15 protein-coding genes are annotated in these 16,935 nt (G+C 40.0%); 7 read left to right on the top strand and 8 right to left on the bottom strand.

Going from position 1 to position 16,935, the window contains the following annotated elements; all coding sequences use genetic code 11:
* Nucleotides 1-5: 5 nt before the first annotated feature.
* The 4 genes from flgC to KO525_RS12385 form a co-directional block, all read right to left on the bottom strand.
* A complete protein-coding gene (gene flgC / locus KO525_RS12400) occupies nucleotides 6-425 on the bottom strand; it encodes a flagellar basal body rod protein FlgC (protein WP_215964134.1) in 420 nt (139 codons plus the stop codon).
* A 2-nt stretch (nucleotides 426-427) separates the two neighbouring features.
* On the bottom strand, nucleotides 428-826 hold the full coding sequence (gene flgB / locus KO525_RS12395; protein ID WP_215964133.1) for a flagellar basal body rod protein FlgB: 399 nt from the start codon (nucleotides 824-826) through the stop codon (nucleotides 428-430).
* A gap of 164 nt (nucleotides 827-990) precedes the next feature.
* Entirely contained in the window at nucleotides 991-1,821 is an 831-nt protein-coding gene (locus tag KO525_RS12390; RefSeq protein ID WP_215964132.1) for a protein-glutamate O-methyltransferase CheR, read from the bottom strand.
* 27 nt (nucleotides 1,822-1,848) lie between these two features.
* Complete coding sequence (locus KO525_RS12385) at nucleotides 1,849-2,778, bottom strand: chemotaxis protein CheV (RefSeq protein WP_215964131.1); 930 nt, start codon at nucleotides 2,776-2,778, stop codon at nucleotides 1,849-1,851.
* Nucleotides 2,779-3,006: 228 nt separating this feature from the next.
* On the opposite strand from KO525_RS12385, the gene flgA reads away from it, so the two are divergent.
* The 3 genes from flgA to flgN all read left to right on the top strand — a co-directional run bounded on the left by flgA (nucleotide 3,007) and on the right by flgN (nucleotide 4,541).
* Nucleotides 3,007-3,717: a flagellar basal body P-ring formation chaperone FlgA gene (flgA, locus tag KO525_RS12380; protein WP_215964130.1), complete on the top strand. Its 711-nt coding sequence runs from the start codon at nucleotides 3,007-3,009 to the stop codon at nucleotides 3,715-3,717.
* 81 nt (nucleotides 3,718-3,798) lie between these two features.
* Entirely contained in the window at nucleotides 3,799-4,098 is a 300-nt protein-coding gene (gene flgM / locus KO525_RS12375) for a flagellar biosynthesis anti-sigma factor FlgM (RefSeq protein WP_303523006.1), read from the top strand.
* Between the two features lie 2 nt (nucleotides 4,099-4,100).
* Nucleotides 4,101-4,541 carry a flagellar export chaperone FlgN gene (gene flgN, locus KO525_RS12370; RefSeq protein ID WP_215964128.1) on the top strand — a complete coding sequence of 147 codons (441 nt, stop codon included), beginning with the start codon at nucleotides 4,101-4,103 and terminating at the stop codon, nucleotides 4,539-4,541.
* A gap of 633 nt (nucleotides 4,542-5,174) precedes the next feature.
* On the opposite strand, the gene zipA is transcribed toward flgN, so the two are convergent.
* Nucleotides 5,175-6,302, bottom strand: a complete 1,128-nt coding sequence (gene zipA, locus KO525_RS12365) for a cell division protein ZipA (protein ID WP_215964127.1) — start codon at nucleotides 6,300-6,302, stop codon at nucleotides 5,175-5,177.
* A 15-nt stretch (nucleotides 6,303-6,317) separates the two neighbouring features.
* A complete protein-coding gene (locus KO525_RS12360) occupies nucleotides 6,318-9,806 on the bottom strand; it encodes a chromosome segregation protein SMC (RefSeq protein WP_215964126.1) in 3,489 nt (1,162 codons plus the stop codon).
* A gap of 215 nt (nucleotides 9,807-10,021) precedes the next feature.
* On the opposite strand from KO525_RS12360, the gene cysZ reads away from it, so the two are divergent.
* Nucleotides 10,022-10,744, top strand: coding sequence for a sulfate transporter CysZ (cysZ, locus tag KO525_RS12355; RefSeq protein WP_215964125.1), 723 nt, complete (start codon nucleotides 10,022-10,024; stop codon nucleotides 10,742-10,744).
* A 95-nt stretch (nucleotides 10,745-10,839) separates the two neighbouring features.
* Here the strand turns inward: cysZ and KO525_RS12350 are convergent, their stop codons facing one another.
* Nucleotides 10,840-12,024 (bottom strand): acyl-CoA dehydrogenase, encoded by a 1,185-nt coding sequence (locus KO525_RS12350; RefSeq protein WP_215964124.1) that lies wholly within the window; start codon nucleotides 12,022-12,024, stop codon nucleotides 10,840-10,842.
* Nucleotides 12,025-12,215: 191 nt separating this feature from the next.
* Between KO525_RS12350 and KO525_RS12345 the strand changes: the two genes are divergently transcribed.
* The 3 genes from KO525_RS12345 (at nucleotide 12,216) to KO525_RS12335 (ending at nucleotide 16,075) form a co-directional block, all read left to right on the top strand.
* Nucleotides 12,216-13,205: a hypothetical protein gene (locus tag KO525_RS12345; RefSeq protein ID WP_215964123.1), complete on the top strand. Its 990-nt coding sequence runs from the start codon at nucleotides 12,216-12,218 to the stop codon at nucleotides 13,203-13,205.
* Between the two features lie 274 nt (nucleotides 13,206-13,479).
* Complete coding sequence (locus KO525_RS12340; RefSeq protein ID WP_215964122.1) at nucleotides 13,480-15,492, top strand: hypothetical protein; 2,013 nt, start codon at nucleotides 13,480-13,482, stop codon at nucleotides 15,490-15,492.
* 112 nt (nucleotides 15,493-15,604) lie between these two features.
* Nucleotides 15,605-16,075, top strand: coding sequence for a cytochrome c (locus KO525_RS12335; RefSeq protein ID WP_215964121.1), 471 nt, complete (start codon nucleotides 15,605-15,607; stop codon nucleotides 16,073-16,075).
* A 110-nt stretch (nucleotides 16,076-16,185) separates the two neighbouring features.
* Here KO525_RS12335 and KO525_RS12330 read toward each other — a convergent pair whose 3' ends face one another.
* Nucleotides 16,186-16,890, bottom strand: coding sequence for a cytochrome b/b6 domain-containing protein (locus KO525_RS12330; protein WP_215964120.1), 705 nt, complete (start codon nucleotides 16,888-16,890; stop codon nucleotides 16,186-16,188).
* Nucleotides 16,891-16,935: the final 45 nt, after the last annotated feature.

The raw sequence follows: 16,935 nt of genomic DNA, 5'->3' as shown, positions 1-16,935 counted from the left end.
TTACCTTAACGTTGACCCATTTGTAATGTTTTACTCAACATTTGCTTTGCTGCATCAGCAACTTGCACATTTGTCTCATAAGAGCGTGATGCTGAGATCATGTTTGCCATTTCTTCAACAACGTTGACATTAGGTTTGTAAATATAACCATCGCTATCTGCCATTGGATGACTTGGGTTATGTTCAATGTTTAGCGGAGCGTCACTTTCAACAATGCCGAGCACATTAACGCCTGGAGACTGTGTTTGAGCACCAAGTGCTTTATCCATTTCTGCGGCAAAAACTGGATGCCTTGCGCGGTAAGTTTCACCGACACTACTCGACACCGTATTGGCGTTAGCAATATTACTTGCTGTTGTGTTCAATCGTACTGATTGAGCGCTCATACCAGTGCCTGAGACACCAAATACATTATATAAACTCATTGTTATTGCCCTCCACTAAGGGCTGACTTCAACCCTTTAATTTTGCCATTTAAGAATTGCAAACTTGCTTGGTACTCGATGGAATTTTGCATAAACAAATTACGTTCAACCTGAACGTCGACACTATTACCGTCGCCGGTATCAGGTTGGTTTGGGATGCGGAATTTTTCATGCGAATTAGCGTTGATAGACAAGTCAAAATGTTTGTCATGTGTTTTCGACATAGTATGACTTTGCTTCTTTTGTGCATTTTGCAATGCATCCGCAAAATCAACATCTTTTGCTTTATAGCCTGGCGTATCGGCGTTAGCGATATTGCTAGACAATATCTCTGCACGCTCTGACCTCGCTAACAAAGCATATTGATGTATACCAAATGCTTTATCTAAACTAATAGCCATACTCGCTCCCAATCGTCACTTTGTATTCTTAAATCTGTGTTGAAAAGAAATGCAAAATAAAGGCCAAGAAAAAATGACACTTAATAATTAGGGAGGGAAAAACAATTAAAACGTTGAAAATTAAAGATTAATTAAAAGTAAATGAAGACTAGCCTTATAAAAGGCTAGCTTTTTTTGCGGTAAACGATACCTGGGTTACAACGAACCATTTCAAATTTGTCGCTTAATCCGGACATGGATTCAGAAGCGCCAAGAACCAAATAACCGTTAGGATTCAATTGCGCTGCAAACTTATTGATAATTTGAGACTTAATCTCTGGGGAAAAATAAATAAGCACATTGCGGCAAAAGATGACATCAAACTTACCTAACAACTGGTAACTGTCGAGTAAATTTAAATGTCTAAAATTAACGAGGCGGCGAATATCAGCCCTGACCTGCATCATGCCATTGCCGCTGTCTGCAAAATATTTACTGCGGCGTTCTTGAGACAAACCACGAGACAGCGCCAAGTTGTCATATTCCGCATTTTTACAGATATCTAACATCGTATTAGAAATATCCGTTCCGAGAACCGAAAACATACTTTTGCTGGAAACCGACGGCGATGTACGATATTCATCAATAGTCATACCAATGGAATATGGTTCTTGACCTGACGAACTGGCCGCAGACCAAATTTTGATCGGACGCCCTTTATCAAGCTCTGGCAATAAATTATTTTTTAACAGTTCATAAGGATAGGTATCACGAAACCATAAGGTTTCGTTTGTTGTCATCGCATCAACAACCGCAGCTCGTAATTGACGTTCTGTCGGTTTTAGCGTTTTGCTGACAAGCTCCGCCAAGGTGCCAATTTGGAACCTTGTCATGAGGGGCGAAAGGCGACTCTTCACCAAATACAATTTGCTATCGCCTAGTACAATGCCACATTGTTGCTCTAGAAACTGACAAAATACGCGGTAGTCTGAATCACCTAGAGTATTACTATTCAAAACTGATTTCTCATTCAAATGCCATTGTTAGTCTGTATGTAGCCATTTTTGAACCGCTCCAGCGAGTTCATCAGGGTTAAATTTCGCAATAAAATCATCAGCCCCGACTTTTTCAACCATTGCATGGTTAAAAACACCGCTCAATGAGGTATGAAGTATAACATGCAAATCGGCAAGCTTAGGCCGAGATTTAACTTCGGCTGTTAAGGTATAACCATCCATTTCTGGCATTTCTACGTCAGAGATCAGTAGGCCAATTTTTTCAGTGACAGAATGTTCACAGCTCGCGGCGACTTCAACCAAATAATCGAGGGCTTCTTTACCGTTTTTCTTCGCTTCAATGGGTAACCCTAATCCCTCTAAAGCCCGTTTTACCTGATTTCTCGCAACAGACGAGTCATCAGTAATTAGGATAATACGGTCTCCCAAATCACTTTGCATCTCAGTGTCGGTGACAATACCGTCTGAAACGATTGTGCTTGAAGGCGCTATTTCCTCTAATATTTTTTCCACATCCAAAATTTCGATCAATTCATTGTCGATTTCAGTCACGGCCGTTAAATAGTTAAAGCGACCCGACCCTTTTGGTGGGGGCATAACAGAACCCCAGTTTAAGTTTACAATTCGTTCAACAGAATCCACCAAAAATCCCTGAATGGTCCGATTGTATTCAGTGATAATAATAAAGCAGTCTTCCAATTTTTTAATTGGACGCCCACCTGTTGCTAAACTCATATCAATAACAGAGATGGTCTGCCCCCGAATATGAGCAATTCCTTTCACGTAGCTATTTAATCTTGGCATCACTGTTAATGGTGGGCATTGCAGAACTTCACGCACTTTAAAAACATTAATGCCATAACGTTGACGACCATTTAACTTGAAAAGTAAAAGTTCCAGCCGGTTTTGACCAACTAATTGGGTTCTCTGATTAACCGAGTCAAGAATACCCGCCATATAACTTCTCCAATAAACTAGGAACGAAAATTGCTTACTCTGTAATGAACAACGTAATAAACAATGATAAATAGATGTTTTTAAGCCTTTAAATATAACTTTAGTCTTGTTTTAGCTTAATACCAACATCAAAACAAATGAAAAAACGCCAGCAATTTGACGGTTTGTCGAATGAAATCAAACTGGCTCGTTAACTATATGATAAAGCATAGTAAAAAGGCGATGAATATGTTGAAAAATTTCCCAAAAGTTTACGTATTAACCATAATCTTTTTATTCACCACATTGGGTGTATCGGCGTCCACGTCAAATTCTTTAATTCAAAAACAACTTATTGACGGTGTAACTCGTTATGTAAATCAAACGGTTAACCCAGACGACAGTGAACATATTAAGGTTAAAACGATACCATTGGACAATCGAATTAGGGTTAATCAATGCCAAGTTCCACTTGAGTATGAAATGATGAATCGTCGTAAGTTCACCAGACAATTTCCAGTTAAGGTCAGCTGCAACGCAACAGGTGCGTATTGGAAAATGTTTGTCCAGGTCCGCGTGACAGAATATATTGAAGCGCTAGTAACAACAAAAAGTGTTGGTAAAGGCGAACTCATAACCGAAGACCATATTACCCTTAGCCTTATAGAAAAAAGAAATGTTGATACCGGCAATGCGATTTCGACCGAAGCACTAATCGGTGGCCGAGCGATCCGTAACTTACATCGAGGCTTTCAAATCGGTGCTAATGATGTTTGTCTGGTTTGTAAAGGTGATAGCATATCGATTGTGGCACAGTCATCTAACATGATGATTAAAACGAATGGTACCGCCATTGAGAGTGGTTCATTTGGTGAGTCAATTAAGGTTAAAAACAATTCTTCAGACCGTATTGTTAAAGGCACGGTTGGAGAATTAAGACAAGTGTACGTAAATTTATAAAATAGTGTTAAAGTTTACCTATTGGCAGCCGATAGCAATGATGAGTAAATATTTTTGGTGGGTATAGTCATGGTAAACGATGTGAAAAATAGTGGATTACAAGGTAACAACACTTTGTACCACGCAAAAAAACAACACTTAGAAGAAGTTAAACACGATTCCGTAAAGCACACGACTACGTCGCGAGGTGCTGAGAAGGACTCTGTCGCGCTTACGCCGCAGGCAAAACAATTGAAAGAATTACAAAAAAAGATTTCGGACGGCGATGGTTTCGACCGGAAAAAAGTTGAAGAAATTAAAAAGGCAATTACCGAAGGTGCATATAGTATCAATTACGAACGCTTAGCGTCGAAATTGGCCGCTTTCGAATTTGATTTATAACTATGGCAGAACAACCAGAAATAATTACTCATTTGAAAAATGTTTTACTGCAACAACGACTAAATCTTCAGTCGATGATGGAGATATTGGCATCTGAATTAGAAGCTGTGAAAAAACGCGACGGTGACCAATTGTCGCGCGTAGTTACAGAAAAAGAAAAGCTGCTGAATGCTATTTCTGAAATTGACAATCAATGCAACACAGAGCAATTTAAGCCATATATTACTGGTAACGACGAATTGTCTGCATTAAGAGATGAAATTGTAGAAGCATTTGAAGTTTGCCAACAAAAAAATGAAGTTGTGTATTTAACTGCAACACAAACTCAAGTCGCCATCGACGAAGTCAAACGCCTATTAATAGGCGGAAGCCGTAACTCAACATACGACTCGTATGGGCAGAAAAAGACTGGCGGCAGTTTAGGTAAAGGAATCAAAGCCTAAGCCTTTCAGCTGCTATATCCTCGGCCAGTAATAAGGCCAAATTCAATACCATCAGTTTCATATCCCTTTATTCTGTTAACCAAAACGCACGCGCCTTTACGGTACCTGTTTTGGAATGACGCTTTTTGTGCTGAACTTATGAGCTAATTTAAGGACCAGTGGGGTCAGAGTCACTGATATTTAAAATTTCCTCTGTACTCGGTTGGAGCTCCCCAATATCGCTTAGGCTCTTTTAGGATGACGTTTTTCGGTTTGGTTCGGATGACGGTTTTTCTGTTTAGTTCAGATGACGGTTTTCTCAATAACTAGTTATCACACCTAAAGTTCAGGCCGTATATTACTTCGTATAAATCCCCCTTAGTTGAGATTTATATCTCGAAGTGAACGGCAGGGACGCCGTTGCAAGGAATGTGTTCACTTAAAGGACGAAGGGAATTCGTCAGTACATGGATGTACGTCAGACGAACTAGGGATGTACGTACATTCCGTCTTCGACGATAATATAAATCTTAAATAAGGATTAGGGATTTACCACAAAGCCGCCTTTTTGGTTACATGATCTTAGAAACAAGAGCGGCTGTTGAGAAAAGTGACTCGCCTTTAGGCAAAAAGCAGCCTGCAAGGCAAATTATCCTAAGACTTACCTTTAAACTTCCTAATACGTTCTACATATCCACGAACTATTGATACATCAAGCGGTCGGCGTTGTTCGTCTAACACTTTAGCGCCAAATTCTTCGGCAATTTTCTTTGCTGCATTGTGCATCATATTAAACGTTTGTAGTGGTTCTAAGGCATTTGGTAATGTCATAAAAATAGTTAAACCACGGGTTGAGAACTGCTCCATATTGTCCGGATCAAAAGTACCTGGATTAAACATGTTAGCAAGACTAAACAAAATTTCGCCCTGCCCTGAATTTAGTTCATGGCGGTGGAAAAATTCCATTTCACCAAATTTGAAGCCAAGTGTAAGAAGTAGAGGCAACAGTCTCGCACCTTCAATAACAGCACCTTCTGACTTATCGACAAACAGCATCAGCACTTCTTGTGGCGGTTCAGGCTCGGTTTTAGGGGCGTCAGTCGCTTGGAATGAAGGCTCTGTTTTGAATTTTGGCTCAGACTGAGTTGGTGTGCCAGATTGCATAGACCCACCATCAGCGTGTCGGGTTTGGTTAAACGACACAGATTCGTCGACATCCATTTTAGAAATGTCTTTGAAAACAGGTTTTGCTGGCGCAGGTTCATCTGTAACGTCTGACCAATTACCAAGCTTTGGTTCTAGGTCATCAGGGTCTACTTCACCATGACGCAGGTCGGCACGGACGATATCATCAGAATCATCATAATTAGTGGTAAACTCTGTAGGTTGCTCAGTTTTATCACCAACATTTTGAAACAGCTCATTTTGCGGTTCAAACGTAAGTGTTTCGGTGCTTACGGCTACATCCTCAGCTTTTTCTTCAGGAGGGTTTTCTTGCGCTTTGTGGTAAATCGAATCCACATCAACATTCATAACAGGCAAGCCTTTGTTACCACTCTTAGCTTGCAACTCATTAAAGTCCATTTCCATTTGCTGTAACTTTAACGCTTGGTTTTCTTCGCTTAATTCGTTTTCTTCAATTTGCGGCTCTACGTCGTCAACATATTTACGTTTCCGCTCTTCACCAACTGCTTTACGTACCGTCCAAACACCGTGCAGTATTACCGCGCCGATGGCTAACGATCCCAAAAGAATGAATGCTAATCTTAGTTCTTCTGCCATGTGATAAAAATACCCTTATGAGGCTTCCGCCATTTTTACTGCTTCCTGAATGTCTACCGCGACAAGTCTTGATACACCGGGCTCCTGCATAGTGACCCCGGTTAGATGGGTAGCCATTTCCATTGCAACTTTATTATGACTAATGAAAATAAATTGTACTGTTTCTGACATTTCTTTAACCAACTTACAAAATCGACTAACGTTCGCGTCGTCAAGTGGCGCATCAACTTCATCGAGCATACAAAATGGTGCCGGATTCAGTCGGAAAATAGAAAACACCAATGATAATGCGGTCAACGCTTTTTCGCCACCACTAAGAAGGTGAATTGTCGAGTTTTTCTTTCCAGGTGGTCGCGCCATTATGGTAACACCTGTATCTAACATGTCATCTGCGGTTAGTTCTAAATAAGCCGTACCACCGCCAAACACCTTAGGAAATAAAATTTGTAGATCCGTGTTTATTTGTTCAAAGGTTTGCTTAAACTTAGATCTGGATTCGCGATCAATCTTTTTAATTGCAGACTCTAATGTATCCAACGCGCCGGTCAAATCATTAAACTGATCATCTAAGTAGCCTTTTCGTTCTGCTTGTATGTCATATTCTTCAATCGCGGCTAAATTTATAGCCCCCAAACGAGAAATAGAATTAGTGGTTTTTTCTAACTCAATAGTCCATTTTTGCTCTTCGGCTTCGGCTGGCATCCCATCTAAAATAGGCTTCAGCGGTTGATCCATGTCACTGAGCGTTTCTAACATGTTTTGAGCTCTAACCCGAGCGCCTTCACTATCGAGTTTTATCGATTCAATTTCACTGCGCATTTTATCCAGTTTAGCCATTACGCCAGACTGGCCCTTTTCTAATTCGGCAATACTCTGCGCAACCTCAGCTAGTTCAGCTTGCAGTATATGTAATTGTTCTTCCTGCAGGATTTTTTGTTCGAGCAACGCTTCTAACTGTATCTGCAATTCAGCGGTTGGGTCATCACTTTTAGTTAAGCTTGTTTGAAGTTCGACAAAACGAGCTTTCAATTGCGACTGATGCTGATGAGCACGCTGAATGTTGGTGCGTGAAACGTCGAGTTGAGATTGAATATTTTGACATTTCAATTCAAGCTGATGTTTTTGGGTTTTCGCTAAATCCACTTGATGCTTGGCCTGTTTGACTTGTTCCGACAGACTTTGTTTGTCGTTCTCAAGTTCAAGTAACTGACTTTCATGTTCAAGGTGTTGCGTTTCAACTAATTCAAGTTCTTGTTCTAAACCCCAGATCTGAGTTTGTTCTTCTTCTAGCTGGAGAACGATGGTTTCAGCTTCTTTGTGTAATTTGGCAATCAACAATTTATGTTGTGAAAGCTGCTGTTCAAGCAACTTAACTTGCATTTGCGACTCGGCACTTTTTTGTTCCAACAATTGACGTTGTTTTTGTAAGTCATGGAGATTATTTTCCTGTGACCTATGCATTTCGCGCGCTGCGATTAACGTTTGGTTAACGTCCTCTAAAACATGCTCTTGTAATTCAACTTCAATTGTAAGCTCAGAGATCTGCTGTAGTCTTTTTAAAACTCCACTCTCAACGCTAGAACCGTCATTGCTAGTTGATTGACTCGGTCCTGTACAACTCCAATTTTTGCCTACCCACTGCCCATGTATTGTAACGGCACTTTCAAACTCGTTACTCTTAACAAGCTCCAGCGCTTGCTCTGTGGTTTCAGCAACACCAATTGAATTAAACCATGACGGGAAACTGCCGGCTTTCACTTTAGTCGCAATTGAATTAGGTACCGAAGTGAGAACGTCATTAATAACAAACTGACCATTTATTTGAGATTCAGGAAGGCGGTCGACTAAAATAGGCGAGCCCATATAACTGACCAAATTTTCAATAGCGTAAGCCCAATTAGATCCAACTTCTAGCTGCGTTAAAAGTGAACCTGAATTGACCACATTGCTGTCTGCCAAAAGCTCAGCTATTTTTCCAGTGGATTGTGACTCATGCTCAATCTGCCACTGCTTTAAGCCATCGAGCTTGGCTTGCAATGATACCAACTGATTATTGGTGGCTAAATATTGTTGCTCAGTTTCTGTTTTATTTTGCGCTGCGCTATTGAGGGTCGTTTGTTGCTCGTCAATGGCAGATGCGGACTCCACAAGACTTTCGATTAACAGTGCTAATTCGTCGTTGCACAGCGATAATTCTTGTTCTATTGATTTAAGATCAAAATCTTGAATTTCTTTAGTTACTTCAGCTTGACGTTGGGTCAATCGAGCAGTTTGCAGTTGATGGCCTTGAATTTTAGTCTTAACAACCTGACTGTTTTGTACGACATTGGCTGCTAACTTTTGCAACTTTTCCCATGCAGTTTGTCTGCTGTCAAATTTGTGCTCCGCATTTGCAAGAGTTTCCAAACCTTCTTCTAATTGTTCATCGACAATAGCTTGCTCAGGCTCTATAAAGGCCAAAGACTCTTCGAGCGTGTACAAGCTTTCCTGTTCGACTTCAATATGTTGTTCTGCATCTTCTAGAGCCTGCTTCAGCTGAGCAAAGTCTTCGGTTTGTTTTTGTCTGTTTTCTGTCGCAAATACTTTTTGCTGTTCGACACGAGTGATTTGATTGCTTAATTGAAAATCCTGTTGCTGCGCGGCTTGAATATTGTCGGCCAATGTTTGGTGTTGCTGTTTGTATTGCAGCATCCCCAGTTCACCGCCCCGTTGCTCAGCGATAAAAGCTTCTAGCTGTGCTTCTTTTTCTAGTCGGTCTTTTTCATAAACATTAAGTTGTTCATTGTATTTGTGCCACTTTAGCGCGTACAACTCGGCCTTTAATTTACGTTCGTGCGCTTTTAATTCTTTATATCGTTTGGCGGTCGCCGCCTGACGCTTGAGTTTTTCAAGTTGGGTGCCTAACTCTTCCCGCACATCTTCGAGTCTGAGTAAGTTTTCGCGAGTGTGTTTTATTCTGTTTTCAGTTTCTCGGCGGCGTTCTTTGTATTTTGAAATACCTGCCGCTTCTTCGATAAATACTCGAAGCTCCTGAGGCTTAGATTCGATGAGTCGTGAGATCATGCCCTGCTCGATAATTGCGTAAGAACGAGGACCTAAACCTGTTCCTAAGAAAATATCGGTAATATCTCGGCGGCGACATTTAGTACCATTCAAAAAATAGGTGGACTGAGCGTCTTTATTAACTTGGCGTTTTACGGAAATTTCAACGCGGTCAGCCAAATTGCCTTCAATTCGCCCCTCAGTATTGTCAAAGACTAATTCAACACTGGCTTGGGAAACAGGTTTACGCTTAGTAGAACCATTAAAGATGACATCGATCATGGCATCACCACGAAGGTTTTTAGCAGAAGACTCGCCTAATACCCAACGCACGGCGTCAATGATATTAGATTTACCACAGCCATTTGGCCCCACAATAGCGGTCATTTGATCTGGAAACGGCACCGTCGTGGCGTCTACAAATGATTTAAAACCTGCAAGTTTAATATGTTTTAAGCGCATATGGGGGTTTTGTAATTTTTGTCGTTATCGTTGAAATAATTATTGTTGTTCTTAAACAATTCAAACACGACCGCGGGCGTTTATACCAACGGATAATATTAACCAAGCACTTTATCAGATAATATTGAATTTTGTAACATTTCAATCCTTGCGGTTACTCAGTAACTTTTATATTGTTTTAGCTACTTTAGTTTATTTTCGGTTTTGCGTTTCAAATGACAGCATCAGACGGTATCAGATTCTTTTTTAAAGGCTTTTCACTTCTTAATCAAAAAGGCATTAAGCGTTTTGTAATTATCCCTTTAGTGGTTAATTTTGTTTTATTTACGACTGCTTTGGTTTACCTACTCGACGAAATCGGGATACAAATTCAATGGATAAGAGAACAAATTCCTTCTTGGTTAAGTTGGATTGAATTTTTACTTTTCCCTATCGCCCTATTTGTGATTTTATTAGTCTTTAGTCTTGTTTTTAGTTCCGTGGCAAACTGGCTCGCCGCACCTTTTAACGGCGTTTTAGCCGAACGAGTGGAGCAAAAACTGACTGGCGTAACCCCTCAGCAAGATTCTGTAATGGCCGTTATTAAAGCCATTCCCCATACATTATTACGGGAATGGCAAAAGCTTGCCTACTTTATCCCGCGTTTAATAGGGTTTCTACTAATCGGTTGGTTTTTTCCAATTATCGGGCAAATAGCCTGGTTCTTGTTTATCGCCTGGACGTTAGCTATTCAGTATTGTGACTATGCCTTTGATAATAATAAAGTTGAATTTGACCATATGCGCTATGTATTGAGACAAAACAAAAGTGCCTGTTTTGGTTTTGGTGCGGCGGTGTCGATTTTTACTATGGTGCCAATATTAAATTTAATTGTGATGCCCGTTGCTATTTGCGGCGCTACGGCAATGTGGGTGGAAGAACTTAAAAGCCAAACCTAGTGAATTAATCCGGCTTTAGTTTAACTAACGTCGAATTTCATTTTAAACAATGCGTTTAAACACCTAGTGCCGCAGCATCTACACAAACATAGCGTCTACGTAAATGCTTGCAACCCCGTTTGCGAGCGCCCTAAGATAAGCCCATGCACATCGTACGTGCCTTCGTAAGTATTCACAGTCTCTAAATTTATCATATGGCGCATAATATGGTATTCATCGGAAATCCCGTTGCCACCGTGCATATCTCTCGACTTACGTGCGATGTCTAATGCTTTACTGCAGTTATTACGTTTGATCAAAGAAATAGCATTTGGTTCTACCTGTCCATTATCCAACAACTCCCCTACTCTTAACGCGCCCTGAAGCCCCAATGTAATATCGGTTTGCATATCGGCCAGTTTAGTTTGAAACAATTGGGTTTGCGCCAGTGGTCGATTAAACTGCTTGCGTTGTAAGCCATATTGCCGAGCCGCATGCCAACAAAATTCCGCTGCACCCATTGCCCCCCAGGCAATTCCGTATCGTGCCATATTTAAACAACTAAAGGGCCCTTTAAGACCTGTTACATCCCCTAATAACGCGGAGTCTGGTACAAAAACGTTATCCATTACGATCTCTCCAGTAATGGATGCCCGTAATGACAACTTACCTTCAATCTTTGGCGTAGATAGCCCCTTTAGTCCTCTATCCAAAATAAACCCAGTAATTTTATTATCACAAGCTTGGTTTTTAGCCCACACAATAAATACGTCAGCGATTGGCGAATTAGTGATCCACATTTTTGCGCCAGTAAGTTCATACCCTCCCGCAACCTTTTTAGCGGTAGTGGTCATCGATGCCGGATCAGAACCTGAGTTCGGCTCAGTCAAGCCAAAACACCCAATCCACTCCCCTGTTGCCAGTTTAGGCAAATACTTTTGCTTTTGCGCTTCACTGCCAAATTCGGCAATTGGGTACATTACAAGAGAAGACTGCACGCTCATTGCACTGCGATAGCCGCTGTCCACACGCTCGACTTCACGGGCGACTAAACCATAACTTACATAACTAATGCCTGAACAGCCGTACCCTTTTATCGTAGCCCCTAATAAACCAGCTTCTCCAAATTTCCGCATTATAGTCGGATCAAAATAACCTTCTCTATTGGCTTGAATAATAGTGGGCATTAATTCTTTTTGACAAAAATCGTTCGCCATAGATTGAATGATCCGCTCATCTTCACCAAGTTGGTCCGACAGCTTTAAGATATCTTGCCAATTATTAGATAATAAATTGCTCATTTGCTCGCTCTTACAAAATAGAGTGTTTTTTACTCGGTAAAAAACTCCGCCGATTAATATTAACTGCTATCATTTTGTTTATTTTAATTGACCATTAGCCCATATTAGATAAGCTTATCGTTTGGTTATCGAAAATAAATACAAATTTGTTGTTAATACAGTATGAGTACTAATAATTAGGTATGCAAAATATGAATGGAAAACAAGACCAACGAACGTTAGATGAAAAAGTATTTGGAAAGCTTTTAGTCTATATAGGGATATTACTGCCGCTATCGATAGGCCTTATCGTGTTCGTATTTTTTGAGTATGGACAACTTTCTGCGGGCCAAATTGGACAAGTCGGCGACTTTTTTGGCGGCTGGTTAACGCCGGTTATCTTAGCATTTACGTTATTGTTACTTATCTTTACTATTCGTTTTCAAATCCATCAACTCAAAGTCACACGAGATGAATTAAAAGCCTCGGCTGAAGCTCAAAAGAAAGCGGCGCAGGCCCATACTGCGATGTTGAAATATTCCAAACGCAGCTTCGAACTAGATTCTAACGCCAAAGGGCTTGTTAATTTAGTTGCGCAGTCAGATGACTTTTTAAATACAAAAGTTAACCTTTATATCGATATCATCAATTTTGATAATAAGTTACCTGACGATATAAGGCTCTTCAATGTTCTTGATATTTGGCGAAAAGAGATCGAAAGCGGCAACAAAATGCAAATGAAGTGTCGTAATGATCGTGATAAGCAACACATCGACAAATACTTACAAAGCCTCAACAATGAAATTTATGTATGCCAGTCATTGGTGAAAAACGATGGTTGGGTATATTTATCTCCTTACCTCAACTCGATTTCAGAGCATATTGAAGCATCGGTTATTTTGTATAAAGTTGGCCTGATAAGTGACAAAACCATTTGGCGTATCAAACAAGCTCTCAACGGCTTGCATAACAAAGTGTCTCATATCAATAGCCAAGGCGTTGTGCTCGACGACGAAATTATTGCCAAGATGGTAAAAGAGATATTTAAAGAATTATTGATGTCGATCCCAACACCGGAAATGTTTAGATATTCTGATCAACCAAAACCAGTTGCCCCAGCAAAACCAGAAGTCGAAGCAGAAAACACCGACTTAGAGTTCATTTCTTCAATTCAACCGCCGGACCCTAAATCAAAATCGTAACTGAATCGCGATAAATCGCTTAAAAATGTCCTGTTGTATTTTGCAACGGGACTTTTTTATGCCACTACTAACCTCACCATTCCGAGTAAGTTTACCCCTAACGCCTTAGCACTTTTAATATCAATCCCGTTATCTAAATTAGATAACCGTATAAGCAAAAATGCTATTTATCATAACGTATTCTTATAACCATCCCTTTTACCTTGACGTTTTTTTGTACTATAAGTTTTAATTAGCTTTCAAAAACAATAACAAAATCATGGAAGATAATTGTATGTTAATTGACGAAGACGCGTCTTTTCAGCTAGAGAAACATTGTATCTATTGTCTACACACTGCCGATTTAATTGTTAACGGTAAAGTAAAATGTAACTTAGATAATTTAGAGTCCCTCGTATTTCTTCATCTCATCAAAAACAAAGATAAACTGGTCACATACGAAGATTTACATCAATTTTGGAATAATCGATACCTTGGTGAAGGAGTAATTACGCGGGTCATTTCTAACTTACGTACTAAGTTACGAACGGTTGGCTGTTTAGAAATTAAAATACTAAACAAACATAAACGGGGTTATATTCTGACCGGTCCTATTGCTAAAACATCAAACAAACCAAAGCTTGATTTTCATCTACCCCGCTCTTTAGTTACTAACCTTATAATAGGCGCATCACTGATTGTTATGTTAGCGGTTTATTTGCCTGACCGGTTTAATCAAAAGTTAACCTTACCTGCTCAACTAAAAACTTCACAAACATTGTTAGCAGAACCCAAGCTAATTCAGCAGGTGGCGATTAGTCCAAGTCAAAAACTCGTCGCATATGCGTCGCCCCAGAAAAGTGGGGGATTTACCGAGCTAAAAATAATAAATCGACTCGACGATACAAAAATTAAGTTGGTGGATAATGGCTCATTATATTCGCCGGTTTGGTTATCTGAATATCAACTCCTATTTCGGGCTGTTAATCAGCATGACTGCTTTGTAAAACAAGTGGAGTTGTCAACAGAGCTAGAAATATTAAGTATGATTAACCTTTTTCGATGCAATGAAAAAGCGATTGCCAACTCCCTATCTCTCTATAAACAAAACAAACTATTGCTAACAAATGCCAGCCTAGGTTCATCGGGTAATCGGGTCACATTTGCTGATTTAACTGGGCAAGCGTGTAAAGCCATCGAATTTCCAGAACTAGCTGGTCAAACGATTTACAACATCATTACCCATGAAAATTCGCCGGAAGTTTTCCTTTTGGCCACTTCCGATTGGCAAACCACAAATGTAATTAAAACCTCTATTGAAAGTAACTGGCAGACAACTTGGCAGATAACCTCGACTGAGTTTCTCAAATCAGCTGCTTGGAATGGCAAGGACCTCATCGTCAAACATACTAAAAATAGCTTAATGAAATTTACATGGGAGAAAGACATACTTGTTGCCGAACAAGAACTCGAACTAAATTACAATTTATACGCTGGCTTTCATTCACCTATCCATACAAAAAATGGCGTTGTGGTGATCAGCGATAACAAAAATACTCGTACCTTGTCTAAAATCGAGGTGAATAGCCGTTTTCGTGAAAAATTAATTGAACTGCCTTCTGACATTACCTTTTTAGAAAAACACCCAAAATTAGGTTTATTGTTTAAGGACACCCGTAACCCAGAGTTTACCCAGTTATCGACATGGAATAGCAATAAAAAGTCGTTCGAGCCAATCGTAGACATCCCCGAACAATTTGCCGCAGTAAATATGTCAATAGATCCCACTGGTAACCAAGTGGCGATTGAGTCAGACCACAAAATTGTTTTAGCAAATATTATAGGACAACGGGTGGATATCGATAACTATCAATACATAGAGGGCGATCAACCTCGATTTATCTCAAACAAACTATTTTTACATTCCACGATCGACGGCATTGATAAAGTACTGCAAGCAAATACATTCGACTTAGATGCGCCGCCACAATATATTGCAACCGCCAAGAATATTGCGCAGTTCGATAACAACCTAATTTATTCACACCAGACAAAGTTAGGAATTTGGAAACATAGACGCCCCTTTCAAACCTTGCTGTTGAATACAAACTTTCGGGTTACTGAATTATTAGCAGACGATAATATTCTCTATTTTAAAATGGCTAATGGTGAGCATATGATATATATCGACGGTCAAAAACGGCCCGCTCCCGTTGAACCTAATGAAGACATCGCTGATATCGACGACAATTATCTATACGCCGTAGCAAAAGCCAACGGACCATCTGAATTGTTGCTACTAAAATAAGTGGTGCAATTGTTCAATTTATTATGGTAAAACCTGAATGTATTAGTAGAATTTACAAATAGATAAAGTCTAGTTATAAATAGCGTTGTTAAAACCTAAATAGGATAAACAGATGAAATTTGGATCAAAATTAGTAATTACCGCCTTATTAACTGCGTCAGCTGCAAGTGTTATAGCAGAGCCAGCAAGCTCTCAAAAACAAGCAAACAAAGCCGTTGAATGGCGCCAAGCGATGTTTCAGCTAATTGCGAGTAATATGGGCTCATTAGGTGCAATGGCCAAAGGTAAGATCCCGGTAGATGCTGCTACTGTCGAAAAAAATGCAACTCGTATTAACCAACTTGCTAATATGATCGACGACTATACCTCGGTTGATACGCGAAAGTTTGATGTTAAAACAGAAGCTTTAGGTAAAGTGTGGGAAGACAGAGCTGATTTTGACAAAAAAATTCAAGCTCTAATTAATGCGTCAAGCACACTTGCTGAAAAAGCTAAGTCTGGCGACACAAGCGCCATTAAATCGGCAATCGGTGGAATTGGAAAAAGCTGTAAAGGTTGTCACGACGTCTACAAACAAGATTAATAGTCGTTTACATAAACGTCGATAGAAACTAAGTGGTACATGAATATCTTGTACCACTTATTTCACCTCTCCCGAGCCCTGCCACACTTCATTTGTCTGCTTAGGTAAATTTAATACCACTCTTCAATTACAGGCGCGTTTAATACAACGAGCCAATAAACAAACAAGACAGCAACGATTACGACGACGAGCGCAATAATCAGCTTAGAGTGTTGAATTTGATGTTCTTGTACAATGCCTTCTTCGAGTTTACGGCCAGTAAACATCGCTTTGATTAAATTTTGCTTTTTGCGGAATAAATAATAAAACGCCGCAAATACATGAAACCCAATAGCCACGAGAATGACATTAATTAGATTATGGTGAATAGTCGACATAACGGCATCTACCGAGTCACCTAACGCCCCTGAATAAGGTCCTGTGGTAAATATCTCATCATCCATAAACAAGCCACTAACAGCTTGCATGGCGATTGCAGATAACAAAAATACCACCATCAAACTCCCAAGCGGGTTATGGCCTGCGTATGTTTTAGTCAAATTATCGTTTACTTTTGGGTTAACTAAAGACCGCCCATAGCGCCAAATATCTTGAGGGTTAAGATTTAGCGATTTAAATAAAGCATAGCGAGTCCCAACAATCCCCCACATTAGGCGAAATGTCAAAAGGGCCAAAACGACATATCCACTTCGCAAATGCCAGTCGATAAACTCGCTACCCAATTTTGCAAAAATAAAACTCGCAGAAAACGACAAAACTAATAGCCAGTGGAATAATCGTGTTGGTAGATCCCATATCAGTACGCCAGGTGCCATTTTGTATCCTTAACAACAGGTTAAAAATTAACGAATAAACGCTAA

The sequence above is a fragment of the Psychrosphaera sp. B3R10 genome (genome assembly GCF_018861025.1).
GTDB classification, from domain to species: domain Bacteria; phylum Pseudomonadota; class Gammaproteobacteria; order Enterobacterales; family Alteromonadaceae; genus Psychrosphaera; species Psychrosphaera algicola.
This window is presented reverse-complemented; position numbering and strand designations above follow the sequence as displayed.